Origin of the sequence: Poseidonibacter antarcticus (assembly GCF_003667345.1) — a bacterium.
In the GTDB taxonomy this organism is placed as follows: domain Bacteria; phylum Campylobacterota; class Campylobacteria; order Campylobacterales; family Arcobacteraceae; genus Poseidonibacter; species Poseidonibacter antarcticus.
In genome coordinates, this window is sequence record NZ_RCWF01000005.1 from 123302 (window position 1) to 141615 (window position 18314).

Annotated in this window: 12 protein-coding genes and 1 tRNA gene; 6 read left to right on the forward strand and 7 right to left on the reverse strand. The window is 29.6% G+C overall.

Going from position 1 to position 18314, the window contains the following annotated elements; all coding sequences use genetic code 11:
- Window positions 1-95: 95 nt before the first annotated feature.
- The 4 genes from D9T19_RS07965 (at window position 96) to D9T19_RS14535 (ending at window position 5293) form a co-directional block, all read left to right on the forward strand.
- On the forward strand, window positions 96-3173 hold the full coding sequence (locus D9T19_RS07965) for an efflux RND transporter permease subunit (protein ID WP_121627697.1): 3078 nt from the start codon (window positions 96-98) through the stop codon (window positions 3171-3173).
- A gap of 3 nt (window positions 3174-3176) precedes the next feature.
- The gene (locus D9T19_RS07970; protein WP_121627698.1) at window positions 3177-3881 is read left to right on the forward strand and encodes an efflux RND transporter periplasmic adaptor subunit; all 705 of its coding nucleotides are present in this window, start codon (window positions 3177-3179) and stop codon (window positions 3879-3881) included.
- Complete coding sequence (locus D9T19_RS07975) at window positions 3878-5044, forward strand: TolC family protein (protein WP_121627699.1); 1167 nt, start codon at window positions 3878-3880, stop codon at window positions 5042-5044. The genes D9T19_RS07970 and D9T19_RS07975 overlap by 4 nt, the downstream gene beginning before the upstream one ends.
- A gap of 102 nt (window positions 5045-5146) precedes the next feature.
- Complete coding sequence (locus D9T19_RS14535) at window positions 5147-5293, forward strand: hypothetical protein (RefSeq protein WP_162984563.1); 147 nt, start codon at window positions 5147-5149, stop codon at window positions 5291-5293.
- A 75-nt stretch (window positions 5294-5368) separates the two neighbouring features.
- On the opposite strand, the gene D9T19_RS07980 is transcribed toward D9T19_RS14535, so the two are convergent.
- From D9T19_RS07980 to D9T19_RS07995, 4 genes are all read right to left on the reverse strand, one after another.
- Window positions 5369-7975, reverse strand: coding sequence for a DEAD/DEAH box helicase (locus D9T19_RS07980; RefSeq protein ID WP_121627700.1), 2607 nt, complete (start codon window positions 7973-7975; stop codon window positions 5369-5371).
- A 1-nt stretch (window position 7976) separates the two neighbouring features.
- Window positions 7977-8588 carry a class I SAM-dependent methyltransferase gene (locus tag D9T19_RS07985; RefSeq protein ID WP_162984564.1) on the reverse strand — a complete coding sequence of 204 codons (612 nt, stop codon included), beginning with the start codon at window positions 8586-8588 and terminating at the stop codon, window positions 7977-7979.
- An 84-nt stretch (window positions 8589-8672) separates the two neighbouring features.
- Window positions 8673-8749 (reverse strand) — tRNA-Arg (locus tag D9T19_RS07990).
- Between the two features lie 3424 nt (window positions 8750-12173).
- Window positions 12174-12845: a recombinase family protein gene (locus D9T19_RS07995; protein WP_121627702.1), complete on the reverse strand. Its 672-nt coding sequence runs from the start codon at window positions 12843-12845 to the stop codon at window positions 12174-12176.
- A 419-nt stretch (window positions 12846-13264) separates the two neighbouring features.
- Here D9T19_RS07995 and D9T19_RS08000 point away from each other — a divergent pair, with 419 nt between their 5' ends.
- Window positions 13265-13918, forward strand: coding sequence for a 3'-5' exonuclease (locus D9T19_RS08000; RefSeq protein WP_121627703.1), 654 nt, complete (start codon window positions 13265-13267; stop codon window positions 13916-13918).
- Window positions 13919-13949: 31 nt separating this feature from the next.
- Here the strand turns inward: D9T19_RS08000 and D9T19_RS08005 are convergent, their stop codons facing one another.
- The 3 genes from D9T19_RS08005 to D9T19_RS08015 all read right to left on the reverse strand — a co-directional run bounded on the left by D9T19_RS08005 (window position 13950) and on the right by D9T19_RS08015 (window position 16823).
- Window positions 13950-15197, reverse strand: coding sequence for a site-specific integrase (locus tag D9T19_RS08005; protein WP_121627704.1), 1248 nt, complete (start codon window positions 15195-15197; stop codon window positions 13950-13952).
- 218 nt (window positions 15198-15415) lie between these two features.
- Complete coding sequence (mqnP, locus tag D9T19_RS08010; RefSeq protein WP_121627705.1) at window positions 15416-16276, reverse strand: menaquinone biosynthesis prenyltransferase MqnP; 861 nt, start codon at window positions 16274-16276, stop codon at window positions 15416-15418.
- A gap of 67 nt (window positions 16277-16343) precedes the next feature.
- Window positions 16344-16823 carry an OmpA family protein gene (locus tag D9T19_RS08015; RefSeq protein ID WP_121627706.1) on the reverse strand — a complete coding sequence of 160 codons (480 nt, stop codon included), beginning with the start codon at window positions 16821-16823 and terminating at the stop codon, window positions 16344-16346.
- Between the two features lie 116 nt (window positions 16824-16939).
- On the opposite strand from D9T19_RS08015, the gene D9T19_RS08020 reads away from it, so the two are divergent.
- Window positions 16940-18310: a peptidoglycan-binding domain-containing protein gene (locus D9T19_RS08020; protein ID WP_121627707.1), complete on the forward strand. Its 1371-nt coding sequence runs from the start codon at window positions 16940-16942 to the stop codon at window positions 18308-18310.
- Window positions 18311-18314 lie beyond the last annotated feature (4 nt).

An 18314-nucleotide genomic window follows, 5' to 3' on the forward strand; every position in this document is an offset into this window, starting at 1 on the left:
TTAAACTCTCATTTACTTTCATTTACTTTATATTTATAAGTTGTTAAAATTGATTTTATATAATTTCATACAATAAATATGACGGAGAATAAACAATGGGTAAAATAATAGAATACTTTGTGAATAATTCACGTCTTAACTACACGCTTTTAATTTTTATATTAATTATGGGTATCTTTTCTTATATCAAAATACCAAAAGAGATGTTTTCAATTATTACTTTAGATAGTATTCAAGTAAGTGGAAGTTATAGTGGAGCTAGTGCGGATAACTTAAATAACTTTGCAGTAATAGAAATAGAAAATCAAATAGATTCTATTTCAGGTATTGAAGAAGTTTCAACAACTATAACAAATGGAAGTTTTACAATAGAAGTTGAACTTCAAGATGGTGCGAATAAACAAGAAGTCCAAGATGATATAAGTGATGCAGTAAGTGCTGCTAAAAAATATCTTCCAAGTGATATGACAGAACCTACAGTAACAAGTGTACAAAAACAAGCATCTTTATTAAATATAGCTCTTTCTTCAAATGAAAAAACCAAAGCACAGATATTAGAGATTTCAGATACGATTAAAACAAAACTTCTACAAGTGCCTAGTATTAGTGAGATTACTATATATGGAGATAGTGATTTAGAAATAGATTTTTATCTTGATCATAAAAAAATCAATATGTATGGATTAGAAAGTGATTCAGTAATTAGTGCTATAAAAAACCTCTCATATATATATCCAGTTGGGCAAATTGAACAAACTGGTAACCACGTATATTTAACAGCAAATAACAATAAATTCCAAAAAGATTTATGGGAAAATACTATTATCAAAGTAAATGATAAAAAAGTTTATCTAAAAGATATTGCCAAGATTACTATAGATTATCCTTTAGATGAAACAATTTCAAGACTAAATGGAAAAACAACAGTATCTCTTAATGTATATAAAAGTGAGGAAGGTGATTCAATTGCAGTTGCAAATACTATTAAAAGTATTTTGGATAAATATGAAGAATCATCTAAAGATTTGACTATTAGTATCACAAGGGATTCTTCAGGTCCTGTTGATGATAGAATAAAAACAATTATTGCAAATATCACTTTAGGACTTATTTTAGTTGGTCTTTCAATGCATATTTTAATATCAACAAGACTTTCACTTATTATAGTTATGGGGATACCATTTTCTTTTATTTTAGGTTTATTAGTAATTGAAACAATGGGTTATAGTTTAAATATGATTTCACTAATGGCGATACTTATGTCTTTGGGAATTGTAGTTGATGATGCAATTATTGTAAGTGAAAATATACAAAGGCATCTTGATGAAGGTGCCGAGGTTGATGATGCTGTTTTAAATGGTGCAAAAGAGATGATTGCTCCTGTTTTAATTGCAGCTTTTACTACAATATTTGCTTTTCTTCCAATGCTTTTAATAAGTGGAGAATTTGGAATTTTTATGCAACTTATTCCTATAGTTATTTCTGTACTTATTTTCGCATCTTTAGTTGAGTCATTTATATTTTTGCCACTTCATGCAAAACATATGTTAAAAAGAAAAGATAAAATGCTTGATTGGACAAAAGCATATAATTTTTATGAAGCTATTTTACATAAAGTAATTCATTATAAAAAGACTTTTCTTCTTATGTTTTTTGTTACGATACCACTAATAACATTTTTTCTAGTAAGTCAAAGTAGATTTCAAATGATGCCAGATATGGTTTCTAGCAATGTAACCTTATCTTTTAAACTTGATGAATCAAAATCATTAGAAGAAACAAATAAAATTACGAAAAAATATGAAAAACTTCTTTTAGAAAATGCAAAAAAACTATTTATCAAGAATATTGATACAACAGTTGGACGATTTACAAATGTTGCAAGTGATAGTGAAACTATTGATAATGGATTTACATTAACTTTAGAACTTGAAGACTTAAAAGAAGACAACTTTATAAATCATTATATTAATCCTGTGCTAAATTTTAGTTTTGATTTTGAACAAAAAGACAAAATAAGAACTACAGATACAGCAACTGCAATGCAACAAATAAGAGAGCTTGTAACACCATTATCAAAAGAAGATAAAGTAGTCGAATTTAACGTAGTAACAAGTAGAATTGGAATAGTTAAAACAGATATAGAACTAAAACTAAGTAGTGATGATAAAACACTTTTATTAAATGGAATCAATACACTTAAAACTGCAATAGGAAATATTGAAGGTACAAAAGATATAGCAGATAATACTCAACTAGGGGATAGCGAATATAAATTCTCTTTAAATAATTATGCAATGAACTTAGGACTTACTGATAATGAAATAGCAACTCAAGTTACAAGCTATTTTATGGAAAAAGATCAAGGTGATACTTTTAATAAAGATGGAGTAATTGATATTATCACTCAATCAGTTTATAAAGATAGTATTGATGAACTTAAACATTTTTTAATATCAGTTGATGATACAAAAGTAGAATTATCACAACTTGTAGATTTCAAAATAGAGCGAAATTTTGAAAAAATCAAAAAAGAAAATGGACTAATTCAAAAAACAGTATTTGCAAACGTTGATACAAAAATTACAAGTGCAAATGAAGTATTAAAACAACTAGATTCTACTATTAAAGAGATTGAGAAAACAGGAGTAAGTATAGGTTTTGGAGGGGAGATAGAAAAAAGTTCTCAAATGGCAAGTGATATGTTAAAAGCTTTTATGGTTGGACTATTTTTAATCTTTTTAACATTACTTATAAACTTCCCATCTTTTAAAAGTGCGCTTATTATTTTATCAGTTATTCCATTTACTGCATTTGGTGCTGTTGTGGGACATACAATTATGGGAATAAATCTAAATTCACAATCACTAATAGGTATGCTAGGACTTGCTGGTGTTGTTATTAATGATGGAATTATCATGCTTGATTTTTTACATGATACAAAAAATAGACATGACTTCTTTATTCGAGCAAAACAAAGAGTAAGACCAATATTAATTACTTCAATTACAACTATATTAGGGCTTGCAACGTTAATATTTTTTCCTACAGGAGAATCTGTGATGCTTCAACCAATTGCTATTTCACTTGGATTTGGAATTGCATGGGGAACAATATTAAATCTTATTTATGTACCTGCTTTATATGCAACATTATTTAAAATAAAGGATTAGATTATGAAAAAATATTTATTTATATTAATAACACCACTTATGGTATTTGCTCAAACTTATATGGCAAAAGTTGAACCTTATGATACTTTTACAATATATTCACAAGCAGCAGGACAAATCGTGCAACTTGATAAAAGTGATGAAACAAAAGTTGTAAATAAAACACTAATAAAACAAGATACAAGTTTAGAAAAAAAAGAACTTGCAATTTATAATAAACAATTAAGTTTATATAATAAAAAATTAAAAATATTAGAGAATAGTTATAAAAAGTATGTAACAATTAGAGGGAAAAGCCAATCAGAAAAAGATGATAAATTATATGTAATAATTGAACTTCAAATCTCAATAGAAACTTTAAAATTAAATATCAAAACAATAGAAGATACTTTGAAAAAGAAAGTAATAAATGCCAAAAACTTATATATAAAAGAATTCGCTGTAAACAAAGGAGACTATGTATCAATTGGCTCTGAATTAGCAAGTGCTTACGATATAAGTAAATCCAAACTAATAGTATATGTAAGTGAAGATGATTATAAAGATATAAAAAATAAAAAAGTTTTAATCAATGGAAAAGAAAATATTGCATCTATTGAAAAAATAGATAAAACTTTGGATGAAACATTTGTATCAGCTCATAAAGTAACCCTAACTTTAAAAGATGATGACTTTGGAAAAATTCTAAAAGTGGAGTTTGTAAAATGAAAAAATTATCACCAGTAACACTATTAACATTATCTGCATTTATACCTATCTTAGCTTTTACAAATGAAAGTGAAGTATTATCAAATACAAAACAAGAAATTATAAAATTAAAACAAGAACAAATAAAACAAAAAGAACAATCAAATAAATATGATTGGATTTCTGATGTTGATTTAAATGCAAGTATTACAAAAGATGAAGATAATACAAAAACAAAAGATTACTCTTTATCAATTTCACAAGATATATTTAACTTTGGTGGTATTAGTTCACAAATGGATTATGCAACACAACTTAAAAAAATGGAAAACTTAGATTTACAAATCAGTACAAAAGATGATTTGAATACACTTTTCTCTTATTTAATAGACGTCAAAATAAATGATATATCTTTGGAACAAAATATATATTATCTTAAAAATAGCCAAATTGATATAAGAAATAAAAAATCAGAATACAAAGCAGGGCAACTAGATATTAGCGATTTAAACGATGCAATTATGACAAAAAATGAACTAAGCGATACACAAAAAGAGTTAGAATTATCAAAACTAGTAAATATAAATAGCATAAAAAAATATACATCAAAGAACTATAAAACAATAGAAATACCAAATGTAAAACTAATGACAAAAGAAATATATCTACAAAATGCAACATCAGTAAACTATGCAAAACTTGATATTGATGTAAATAAGTCATTATATAAAATCAAAAAAAGTGATTATTTACCTACATTAGCAGCAACAGGAACATATGGATACCAAGATAGTGATACAATTGAAAATGATGATTACTATAATTATGGATTAAAAGTATCAATGCCACTTAGCTATACAGCATCAAGTGATATAGAACAAACAAAACTAGATCAACTAATAAGTCAAAAAGAGTTAGCAGATGAACTAATAAGCAGTGAATCTACATACGAAGAAGCCATCTTAACAATAAAAAGTTATAAAGATAGAATTAACCTTGCCTTACAAGATATAAAGCTATATGATGAGCTATTAGAGGTAAATGAAGAAGAATACAAGGCAGGATATAAAACAATCGATGATGTTGATACATTAAAAAACTCAAAAATGATTAGAGCACTAGATATAAAGTCATATAAATTGAATATTCAAAAAGAAATATTAAATCTATATTTTAAAATGTAGTAATTTTATATATAAAAAAATAAAACACTTTCTCTAGTGTAAAATAGATGTACTAGATTAACAAGATATCCAAGTAAATACTTTACAGGGATTCTATAACAAATGAGAAGCCTGATAAAACGTATTATATCAAATGACTATCACTTAAATTTTGAAGATTCATTTAGCTCAAATTATGTTTTTGAATTTATTAAGCTACTTTCTATGCATTCTTCATATGATGAAAGCTATAAAAAAGATATTAAATAATACGATTAATCAAGATATTCGTATCATCTATAAAAATTCTTTTTTATCTCTAATTATTTTGAGAAACTTGACAATTTAGATTACTTCCCAATAATTCTTCCAATATTTTATATCAAAGGTATCTATATCTTTATAATAGTCAACTAGGTCATCAAAAAAATTCTTTTTTATTTTTTGAATATCATTTTTATTATTGATTTGATTCCATAAAATATTTGAGAAAGCAATATTATTTAAATCTTTACAATGATACATAAATCTTTTTCTTTCAAATTTTTCAAATGGATTTGCTAAAATATTTTTCTTTACTTTTGAATTATCATCGATAAAATCTTGATTTTCAAAAGGACTTTTATTTCTATCTATTTTAAGATTATTATCTAATCTATATTGATAAAACTTTTTAAACTCTAAAAGTAAATTATCTAAATTGACTTCACCGTTATGATCAATAGATTTTAATAATGACAATATAAAAATCATTTTATAAGAAAGTGAATATGTACCCTCATCTATAAACTCAAAAAAATCTTCATAAATTGTTTTATCACTATGAACTTTTAAATTTTTAGCTTTTCTTATTTTATCTATTTGTGAAGCTTCATAATAATTCAAAAACTGTTTTCCTATAGAAATCTGAACATCTGGTTTGACTTCTTTTTTCTTAACCCATTTTCGTAATGTTCCAGTTGAAATATAAAGCTCTCGTGCAAGCTGTTCATCACTTAAATAATCTGCATATTTTTCTTCAAATGTAAAAATATCAATATATTCAAGTTTTCGCTCTTCTTCATAAAGTCCATCAAGTAGAATTTCTTCATGAGATAATTTATTTGGATTCAATATATCACCCCAAGGTTTATATTCTGATATACCTAACAGCGCATGAATTGACCAAGGTGAATTTTTAAATGTTCCAGCCCCTCCATAATTATCAACTATATCAATTACATAAAGTGCTTCTTTATCTTTATATTTTCGTGTTCCTCTTCCTATTTGTTGTGTATATAAAACTTTTGACATAGTCGGTCTTGCCATCACTATTATCGAAGTTCTAGGAGAATCCCACCCTTCATTCAGTAATGAACAAGTTGTTAAAAATTGGATTTTTCCATTTTGATACTCTTCAATATATTTTTGAGAGTTGTTGTCATTTCCACTTACAGCTTTACAAGAAATTTCATTATCTTGTAAAAGTTTTGCTACTTTTTTTGCATGAGCAACCGATACACAAAAAATCAGTCCTGATTTAAATGGCATAGTTTTATCTATAAAATATTTTTGCATAATATCAACAATAAGTTGATCTCTTGATGGAGCTATTACCGTTTTTTGTAAATCTATTGAATAGTAATCTTTTCCATTAAATCTAACTTCTGATAAATCAATATTACTTTGAACTCTAAAAGCTTTGATTGGTGACAATATATCTTGTTTTATAGCTTCCACTAAAGTTAAATTTGATTCATATTTACCAAATATTTCTGCTAAACTTTTTTCATCAAGTCTTTTATCTGTTGCTGTTAGTCCTAAAAGCATTTGTGGGTTAAAGTATTGAATAACTTTTTGTAAAGTTGGTGCAACTGCATGATGAGCTTCATCGATTGCAACATAATCAAAATCTAAACTATTGAAGTTTTGATAATATCTACTCATCCAAGAATATGTTTGAATAACAATTTGGGAATTTCTTTCTTCACCAATTAGAATTTCAGCATTTAGTTCATTTTCAAATCTACAATTTACTTTTTTAATAGTGTCAATTTTCAACTGTTTTGTAGGAACTAAAATCAAAACTTTTAAATCAGTATCTTTTTTATATTGGTTTATGATATCAGCAATTAATATTTCTGTTTTCCCTGTACCAGTGGGAAGAACAACCAAAAAGTTTTTTTCTCCATTCTCTCTTCTTTCTTCAAGTTCATTGAGTGAATTAAGTTGGTGATTTAAAAGTATAATCTGTCTTGAAACTGAAAGTTTTTGTAAGTCTTCTAAATCTTCAATATTTCCAACATATTTTTTTATTTCATCATAAAAATTTTCTGTTGTTTTCATTCCTTCTAAAGACCATCGGAAAACTTTAAATCCATAAGCTACTAATGAGTTTTGTTTATATAGTTGTGATTTATACTTCATTTTCCCTATAATTATTGGATGATGATAAGTCTCTCCATTTTTCTCTATTGCTATATTATAGTTCTTATGTTTTATAAAATAGTCAATCCATCTTGTTTGACCTTTGAAATCAATGACTGGAAATTCTCTTCTAATCTTTGATAATGATTCTCTTCCATAACAATTAATAAATGCCGATTCAAAATAAGCTTCAGGTAATGTTGGGTCAATTTCTTTTAACTCTCTATTTGTTCCTCTTTGCTTGATATTATCTTCATTAAAATCATGATTTTGGATATGTGAATAAATAGATTTAAATTCTTCAAAATCTTTTTTATCATCAATTACAAATCTGTAGCAAGAATTATATTTTGATATTAAAGAGTTTTGTTCTTTTGTGTATTCGTTGTATTTAAAAGGGTTTGTTTTATCACAAATTTGATAATCAATTATAATTGCATTGTTATTTGAATCAACTAATAAAAAACCCCTCAAGAGTTCCTTTTCAAAATCAAAGATATTTTTTAAGAAATTACGAATATCTTTTTTTAAAATTTCTAGATACATACTATTTCTTTGCTATTAAGGTAAGCCATTCTATTCCATCTCTATTTAATCCATCTTTATTTATTTTTGTCTCAATAATTCTAAATCCTACACTTTCACAAATCTCTATCCATTCGTCAATTTTTAAAACTAAAAAAAATCTTCCTTTTTTATCGAAACCATTTTCACCAATATCATCTCTAAATAACGATACTGACATTAAAAATCTTCCATTCAAATTTAATATGTTATAAATGTTTTTAATTGTTTGTTTTAAATCATTTTTTGATAAATGCATTAGTGTTGCAATTGAATAAATTCCATCAAATTTTTTATCAAATTTTAAATTATTTGGCAAAATACTATGAAATAGTCTTTGTGATAATTCAGGGTGAATCATTTTTGCTTCTTCAATCATCTTTTTTGATCCATCAATTCCTATAACATTATAGTTATTCTGAATCATAAATCCAGCATCTCGACCTGAACCACAACCAATTTCAAGTAATTTGGAGTTTGTAGAAAATGTTTTTAATAAAAGATTTTGGACTTTATCTACATTTGCTAATTCATATTGAGTTATAAGGGAGGATGAGTTATTTTCATAATAAGTTATAGTATGTGAATATTCCAAGTAATATTCCTTATAATATAATTTTGTATAATTAAAAAAGCCCGACCTAAACACTGTAAACAGTGATTAGATCGGGCTTCTAAATGGTACGCCTGACAGGAGTCGAACCTGTAACCGCCGGGGCCGAAACCCAGTGCTCTATCCAGTTGAGCCACAGACGCATTTAAGACCCTTCTATAGGGGTTTGTAGTTATTTGTTAAATACCTTAATCAACACTTTGTGTATCAGATTGTGTATCGTTAACGGATGGTATTCTACTGTGATTAACTTTAAGAACCTCTTATAAAACTAATGAATTACCTATATGTGAATATATTAGGGTCTGTGAGAGCATACTAAAGGGCTTAAGTCATCTTAGGACTATAGATTGCATTAGTTAATAGCTTCAAGATGCTCTGACAGAAGACCTAAAGAGACACTTATTCTCATTGCTATACCAATCACATTACTACTTGTATAAAGGGTGTCTGTATTTGAGACAACCATCCAAAGCTATCACTATAAGTATTTATGTTCAGGATTAGAATAAGGTTGCTATAGGTCATCTGTGAGGCATCTAGAAGGCCTTAATTATAGTGAGGCTTATAGATTGCATTACTTAATAGCTTGAGGATGCTCTGACAGAGCTACAGAGACACTTATTCTCATTGCTATACCTTATCCACTATCAGGGTTTCTATTACTAACAGTTTTGTTAATAATGTAATCTTGACCTTATCTCTACCTAACTACTTCTCTGAGTTTTCGTCAAGGTTGACGATAAGGTAATCCTATAAAACTTATTGAGGTTGCTATAGCTCATCTGTATTTGTATATATGTTTAGTATGAGAATAAGGTTGCTATAGGTCTGTGAGAGTATCCTGAAGGGCTTAACTATAGTGAGGCTTATAGATTGCATTAGTTAATAGTATAGGTGCCTTCAGGCAGAGCTACAGAGACACTTATTCTCATTGCTATACACACGTCTATCCATTATGGCTACCGTCATACCTAACTTACGCTCGACATTTTAGCGACCGTCCCATTAACATAACAGATGTCCAAAATGGACACTTGTAGAAAACTACTAAGTATAAGGATAAGGTTGCTATAGGTCATCTGTGAGAGCATCTAGAAGGGCTTAAGTCTAGTGAGGCTTATAGATTGCATTAGTTAATAGCTAAAGTGGCTTCAAGCAGAGCTATAGAGACACTTATTCTCATTGCTATAGCTTGTTTCTTAGTTAAGTTATAGGTCATTATCCAATTATTAACTACACCTCTCTTGTCATAACTAGCACTGTCACGTTCTGTTGCAGTGACAATAAAGTGCTTACCTTCTTCATAGCCTTATCATACGTAATACGAGTTTCTCGTAAAACCCCAAAGCTAGGCTCTTTAGCTATCACTATAAGTATATTTAGTGTTAAGGATGAGAACAAGGTTGCTGTAGGTCATCTGTGAGGAACCTAGAAGGGCTTAAGTCACCTAAGGGCTTATGATTGTATTACTAAATAGCTTCAGGATGCTCTGAGAGAGACACTTATTCTAATCCTATACCTCATCACATTACACATTGGGTGTCCGTTTTGGCCAACCAAAGTTAACTAACAGTTCTGACTTTAGCTCTCTTAACTTTCTTCAAGTTCACCTGAGGTTATCGCCATTTTGGCTAAAACCCCAAAGCTAGGTCTATAAGTATTAGAATAAGGTTGCTATAGGTCTGTCAGAGCATACTGAAGGCCTTAAGTTAAGTGGGGCCTATAGATTGTATTAGCTAATAGTATAGGTATCTTCAGGCAGAGCTACAGAAACACTTATTCTAATCCTAGACCTTATCACCTACAGCTCACTAACAGATTCGTTAATGAGTATTAAGTGAGAATAAGGTTGCTATAGGTCTGTGAGAGTATCCTGAAGGGCTTAACTATAGTGAGGCTTATAGATTGCATTAGTTGATAACTAAAGTGGCTTCAAGCAGAGCTACAGAAACACTTATTCTTATCTTATAGCTCGTTACTCACTTTTGAGTATGATGAAGTCCTTTAGCATAAAGAACAAGGTTGCTATAGGTCTGTCAGAGCATACTGAAGGCCTTAACTATAGTGAGGCTAATAGATTGCATTGGTTAATAGCTAAAGTGGCTTCAAGCAGAGCTACAGAAACACTTATTCTTACCCTATACCGTTAACACACTAGATGTCTATTTTGGACAACTGCCTAAAGCTAGGTCTATAAGTATTAGAACAAGATTGCTGTAGGTCTGTGAGAGTATCCTGAAGGTCTTAACTCTAGTGAGGCTTATAGATTGCATAGGTTAATGGTATAGATGCCTTCAGGCAGAGCTACAGAGATACTTATTCTCATTGCTATATCTTTTCCCCTTCAACTCTATTTAAGTTTAAAGTATCCATTTTGGCTACATCACTATGAGTATATCTAATGTATTAAGAAGAAGGTTGCTGTAGGTCTGTCAGAGCATACTGAAGGGCTTAACTCTAGTGAGGCTTATAGATTGCATTGGTTAATGGTTTAGGTGCCTTCAGGCAGAGCTACAGAGATACTAAATTAAATAGATAGTATAAGACAATCACGTAGTAAGTAAGACATAAAGCCATCTATAGCTATCTTATGACATCACTCTAGGTGTTTATGTTTAGGGTGTGAATAAGGTTGTTATAGCTCTACTTTAGCTCATCTACAGTTAACCTTATTCTCATCTTATAAATTATCACTATTAGTATTACAGTAAGTCTCACTCTACCTCAACCTAAGTAACTAAAGTTTTCTTCAAGTATATATACCATCATGTCCTTTTAGGTCATACCATAATAAACTAATAGATGTGTTTGTAGGTCTGTGAGAGCATACTGAGGGCCTTAACTATAGTGAGGCTTATAGATTGCATTAGTTGATAGCTAAAGTGGCTTCAAGATGCTCTGACAGAAACACTAAAAACAAATAGGAGCAGTATATGACAACCACGTAGTAAGTGAACCTCAAGTCATCTATAGTTATCTTATGATATAATTAGGTATTATGAATAAGGTTGTTATAGCTCTACTTTAGCTCATCTGTAGTCTTAATGATAATCATTATCAATGTGTCCACCTTAGGTCTTTACTTTAGTCTTACTTTAGCTCTACTTTAGTCTTACTATAGCTCTACTTTAGTGTTACTTTAGCTGTTACTTATTCTTATCTTATTTAGTCTTCTTCCTTAACTTTGTTATAGGTCATCTTTAGTCTTACTATAGCTCTACTTTAGTGTTACTTTAGTCTTACTTTAGCTGTTACTTATTCTTATCTTATTTAGTCTTCTTCCTTAACTTTGTTATAGGTCATCTTTAGTGTTACTTTAGTGTGTCTTCACTTTCCCTCTTTCCTATGGGGAGTCGTAAACTCTAGACCCCAAGTATAGGTATCTGTAGAAATCTTTAGATAACCTTGAAATGATGTTATTTGTAAGCTAAAGTAATTGTCTGTGAGAGTGCCTGAGCCTAGCTAAAGTGTTGAAGAATACAATCAGTCATGTGAGGGTGACTAAAGCTCTTCATAGGCTCGTATATGCTTTTATTTAAGTGTGTTTATAAGTTGTGGTTAATATTACCTATCTAGTATTCGCTTAACTTGCATTGACTGAAACTCTTTGCCATTCTTAGTAGTAATTCCTCGTTCATTAAGTTTCTTAGCTATTGCTCCAAGTGATAAGCCTTTGCTTTTGTATCTCTTGATTGAAGCTACTACCTTTTGCTCTACGTCATTCTTAAATAATACCTTCTTCTTATCTTGTTCAATAACATCAAAGCCAAAAGGTATAGCTCCACCTAACTTCTCACCTTTGGATTTCTTCAAGTCCATTGTTGCTTGAATCCTAGACTTAATCATTTGTCTTTCATAATCAGCAAAAGCAGTTACTATCTGTTCCATTAGATTAGCCATAGGGTCGTTATTGTCATTCTTAGTATCAATAATTACAAGTTCACAACCTTTACGAGCTAGTTCAGTTCTAATCCAACCCATCTGAAGAACATCTCTAGATAACCTATCAATCTTCTGAACAATAACCTTATCATCCTTCTTGATTGTGTTTAGTAATTCCATAAGCCCTAACCTCTGTTCAAGTTTAGCTCCACTCTTAGTATCTTTGAATGTTTTAACGATTGGTTCTAGACCATTAGCTTTGGCATAAGTTGTAATAGCTTGTGATTGTATCTCGAATGAGTTTGACTGTTTATCTTCATCTGTAGATAGTCTCATGTACGAATAGATAGGCATTTAGTGACTCCTTTAAGGTTTGCATTTGTAACACTTCAACTGAACTGTTATGAAATCTTAACAAAAATAGAGGTAATCTGTCAAGTGGTTAAGGTAGAAAACGAATAGGAATAAACAAAAAGGATTAGCTTAAGTGTAGTCATAGGTGTATATATAATATGCCTGAGCATCTACAAATAGTTTACCTATACAATTACTTAGGTAAAATAAAACAAAGGCCTTCAGGCAGAGCTATACACTTAAAGATTACTTAAAGAATAGTTATATGTTGAGTATAGGAGAATTGAAAAAGGGCTATGGGGGAAAATACTCGAGCTGTTTACATATATATGACCTCACAGATATTTTTATAATTTTTTAGTATGACTTTAGTGTTGTTTAGGTAGAATACTTTTCATAAATATATAAGGGATTAAATTATGGAAGTAGTATTAGTAGTATTGGTAGTTTGTTATTTGATTTGGTATTACTTCATAAGAAAAAAACCAAACAACACTGCAAGTAAGAAAACGTATAGTGACAGAGATAGTAAGAAAATATATCGTAAGAATCAGGCTGATAGCTTTATTGTATTAGACATTGAAACTACAGGACTAAAGCAAGAAACTTGTAAAATAATTGAGATTGGTGCAATAAAGATAAATAATATAAATGATAAAGAACACCAAACATTCCATACTATGATAAAAATAGACAATAAATTACCAAAGAAAATAAAAGACTTAACTGGTATTACTGATAGTGATTTAGAAGATGGAATAACTCTACATGAGGCCTTAGTAAGCTTTAGTGAATTTGCAAAAGATAATGTAATAGTAGCACATAATGCTCCTTTTGACTTAGGGTTTATTAGACATAACATGAAGCAAGAAGGTATAGAGTTTTCTATAAGCAAGGCTATAGATACACTAGAGCTTTCAAGAGATGTATTTCCTCATTTAAAAAGTTATAAACTTGGAGCTCTTGCAGACTACATAGGTATTGATAAAGGGAATGCTCATAGAGCTATAGATGATGCAAAAGTTACACTCTTACTGTATACAACTTGTTTAGAATTACTTAAGAAGAAGTGACCCGTTTACTAGATTTTCAGTAACCCCTTTCCTAGCTATACTCTAGCTTGTTAATAGCTTCCTTCAGTATTGGTAAAGGATACCTACTAGCATATCTACCCATAGTCATACCACTGTGAGAGTGTCCTAGTAGCTCAGAGATGACTAAAGGGTTAACTTCAGTGTACTTCAACTGTGTAGCTAGAGTATGCCTATAAGAATACAGAACCTTTCTAGGGTTATCTGTAACAAGAGGTTTTACCTTCTCCCTAAACTTCCTACTTATAAATTCATCCCTAAAGAGTCCCTTGAGTCTGTTATACTTCTTATGCACATCAAGCATGATAAGGTCATTGTGTAAGGGAATCTTTCTATGACTAGATTTAGTCTTAAGTGTTGTAATATCTTCGCTGAGGTTTATGTAGTATATTGTGTCCTCTAGGGTTAGTTCAGCTTTTGATAGTTCACTTATTCTCATACCCGTATAAGCAAGAATCTTATAGATAAGCCTTAAGTTAACATCATCAATAACCTTATCCATTACAGTAAATGACTTCTTAACCTCATCCACTGTGAAAGCTTCTCTCTCTAGTTGTGCTGAAAGCTCACTCTTTGGTGACTCTAGGAAAGGAGCTATATCAATATCAATGAACCTACAAGCATGACAAAACTTAAAGAACCTTCTAACCCACTTGAGGTACTTCTTTAGTGTAGTTGTGCTTACCTTATCATCTTCACTTAGTAGTTTAGTATTAAGTAATTGACTAGGTGTCATTGAGCGATAGGGTTGCTTAGTTCTCTTTGGTACTTCTTTAAGCTTACTCTTGATGTAGTTCAGGTCATCAATATCAACAATCTTCAATACTAACTGCTTACAGATGTACCTAAGTAAGTCATCAAAGAATCTAATCATTTCATCTCTATTCTTATCTGACAGAGTCTCAGAGCCCTCTAGGTGTTTAATGAACTTATCTATTGCATAAGAATAGTTAACCTCTCTGTTAGCCTCTACAGTAGTTGAAGAGCCTACTTTCATGTTCAGGATATTGAGGTAAAAGTTCTGTACTAATGCTTTAGTGAGTGCTTTATCAGAGTGACTAAGTTTAAGAGAAACAATCAACTTATCAAACTCTACATGATAAGCTCTAGCAACCTTCACTGCATTCTTAAAGTTATCAGTTTTAATGCTCTTAGTAATCTCTAGCTTATCATCAAAGTAAAACCTTAGTTCCTTTGGTATTCTTACTCTAAACTTGAAGCCTGATTTAGTCTTGTAAATGTATGTAGTTTTAGTGACCATTAATGTAACCCTTTAAGGCTAACGAATGATGATTTAACAACTGAAAGTGTGTGTATTAGATTGTGTATTTGTATCTTAAGAAATAGCTATAGAGCCTATATAGTGGGGTCTTGAGTTCTCGCCGGGGCCGAAACCCAGTGCTCTATCCAGTTGAGCCACAGACGCATTTAAATAAGTCCGGAATTATACCATAAAAAACTTAGATAATATTTATTTTATTAAAAAAATATATTATCTAAGACTATAAGTATAAAAAATACAATTCCTAAGTATCCATTTACAGTAAAAAATGCTTTATCTATTTTTGTAAAATCTTTATTTACAAGATAATGTTCATATGACAGCATCAGCGCACTTACTATCACTGCAAAATATGCAAAAGCTGAGCTATTTGAATTTATTACAAATAACAACCAGAAAAATACAGTTAGTGTATGAAATACTTTTGATATTAGCATTGTTTTTTTAGCACCAAATCTTGAAGGAATAGAATGAAGATTTAATTTTTTATCAACTTCTATATCTTGTAAGGAATACAATAAATCAAATCCAGCAACCCAAAACATAACTCCTATACTTAAAAATACACTCCATAAAGGTATATATTCTAAAACTGTTACAACTCCAGCAATTGGTGCAAGTCCTAAAGATATTCCTAATATAATATGAGCTAAATACGAAAATCTTTTAAAATATGAATAAGAACCAATTACCAATAAAATAGGTATTGATAAATATAAAGCTAAGTCATTTACGAAATAAGCAATTATTATAAATCCTACAGCATTAGCTAGTGTAAATATTAACATTTGATTAGCTGAGATTCTACCATCAACATTTGGTCTATTTATTGTTCTTGGATTTAGTGCATCAATATCTCTATCCATATATCTATTAAATCCCATAGCAAAATTTCGAGCTGTTAGTGCTGCTAAAATACCAAGAAGCATTAATTTAAACCCAAACCAACCATTAGCTGCAACTACCATTGCAATAAAAATAAAAGGTAAAGAGAATATAGAGTGTTTGAACATTACTAGTTCATTGAAGTCATTAAGTTTTTTTAAGATTTTTTCCATGGAGAGGATTTTATCTAAGAATAATAAATAAAGACTTTAAATTTAGCCTTTATTTATTTACAAGTTTCTATTGTTCTTTATATTTAATTTTTTCTATTCTGTTTTTTTGATCTGTAATATAATTTATTAATTCTGTAGATGTATTAAATACTTCACCAACTACTCTTCTATTTTGTGCGGCACCTGCTTTTGTATTATTATCATACAAAGGAGTTGATTCACCAAATCCCATTGCTTTAACTTTTGAGGGACTAACACCTAATTTAATTAATTCAGATTTAACTTTATTGGCTCTTCTTGATGATAAATCATAATTATATTTAGCATCTGCCAAAGAACTTGTATGTCCTTCAATAACCGTAAATAAATCACTTTCTTTTAAAAATTGAGCATATTCTTTTATTTCTTTCATCTCTAATGTATTAGAATAAATAGTAGAACCATTCTTAAACTGAACATTTAAATCCTTAACCATTATGCAGTCAGCCGCACTTAAAGATACAGCTCCTATAAATCCTGCTAATGTTGATATGATAATTTTTTTCAATTTTTTCTCCTAGAATTTGATAAGTATGATATTATACCGTATCATATCATATCTAATTTTAAAGTAATATTTATGATTATTTTGTTAAGATTAACCTAAATTTTAAAGGGATAAAAATGTCAAATTATTTAAGAAATTCTGCAATATTAGCAACACTTACTGTTATTGGAATGACTGGTTGTACATCAAAAGATACAATGAATACATCATCTAATAAAGTAATGCAATTACAAGAAGAAATTGAAGCACAAAATGCAAAGATCTCTCAATTAGAACTAGATAAAACAAGAGCATTAAACTCAATTCAGGCAATGAATATTGAAGCAAATGACAAAAATGCCGTAAGTAACTCTTTAGTTCCTGCAAATGCTGTAGCTGGCGAATGTTATGCAAAAGTTTTAGTTCCCGCAAAATATGAGACTAAAAACATTCAAAAAATGCTAAAAGAATCAAGAACTAATATTTCTATTACTCCCGCAACTTATAAAGTTGTTGAAAAAAAAGTTACAATTAGAGAAGCTTCTAATAAATTGATAACAGTCCCTGCAACTTACAAAACTGTTACTGAAAAAATTTTAATTAAACCTGAAACAACTAAATTAATTGTTGTGCCAGAAACATATAAAAAAGCTTCAAAAAAAGTACTAGCTTCTGAAGAAACTTCAAGATTGCTTACAGTTCCCGCAACTTATAAAACTGTTAAAGAAACAGTAATGGTTGAACCAGAAAAAACTAAATTAGTAACAGTGCCTGCAACATACAAGACTGTTACTGAAAAGATTTTAATTAAACCTGCATATACTACATGGAAAAAAGGTAGAGGAGAAATTGAAAAAGTTGATAATTCAACTGGTGATATTTTATGTTTAGTTGAAGTACCAGCTGTTTACAAAACACTTACTTCAAAAGTAATTGATGAACCTGCACATACAAAAGAAGTTAAAACTCCAGCTGTATATAGAACAGTAGAAAAAAGAGTTGTAGCAACTCCAGCTACTAGTAAAGAAATAAAAATTCCTGCTGTTTATAGAACTGTGCCAACACAAGAAATTCAAACTCCTACAATTACTAAAAAAGTTACTATCCCTGCTGTTTATGAAACAGTGACAAAAAAAGTTGTAGCAACTCCAGCTACTACAAAAGAAATAAAAATTCCTGCCATTTGTAAAATGGTTAAAACAAGAGAACTTGTAAGTCCGGCAAAAGAAATTAAGACAATTATCCCTGCTGTTTATACACAAGTACCAACAAAAATCAAAGTTGCTGATTCATATCTTAAATGGCAACCAATTCTTTGTGAAACAAATACTACAACAGACGTAGTTGCTCACTTACAAAGAGCATTAAAAGCAAAAAAATTCAAAATTACATATATTGATGGGGTTTATGGACCAGAAACTAAGGCTGCTGTAAAAGCATATCAAAGAGTAAACAAATTAAATGAAGGTGCTCTTACTTTAGAAACTCTAAAATCTTTAGGTTTATAGTATA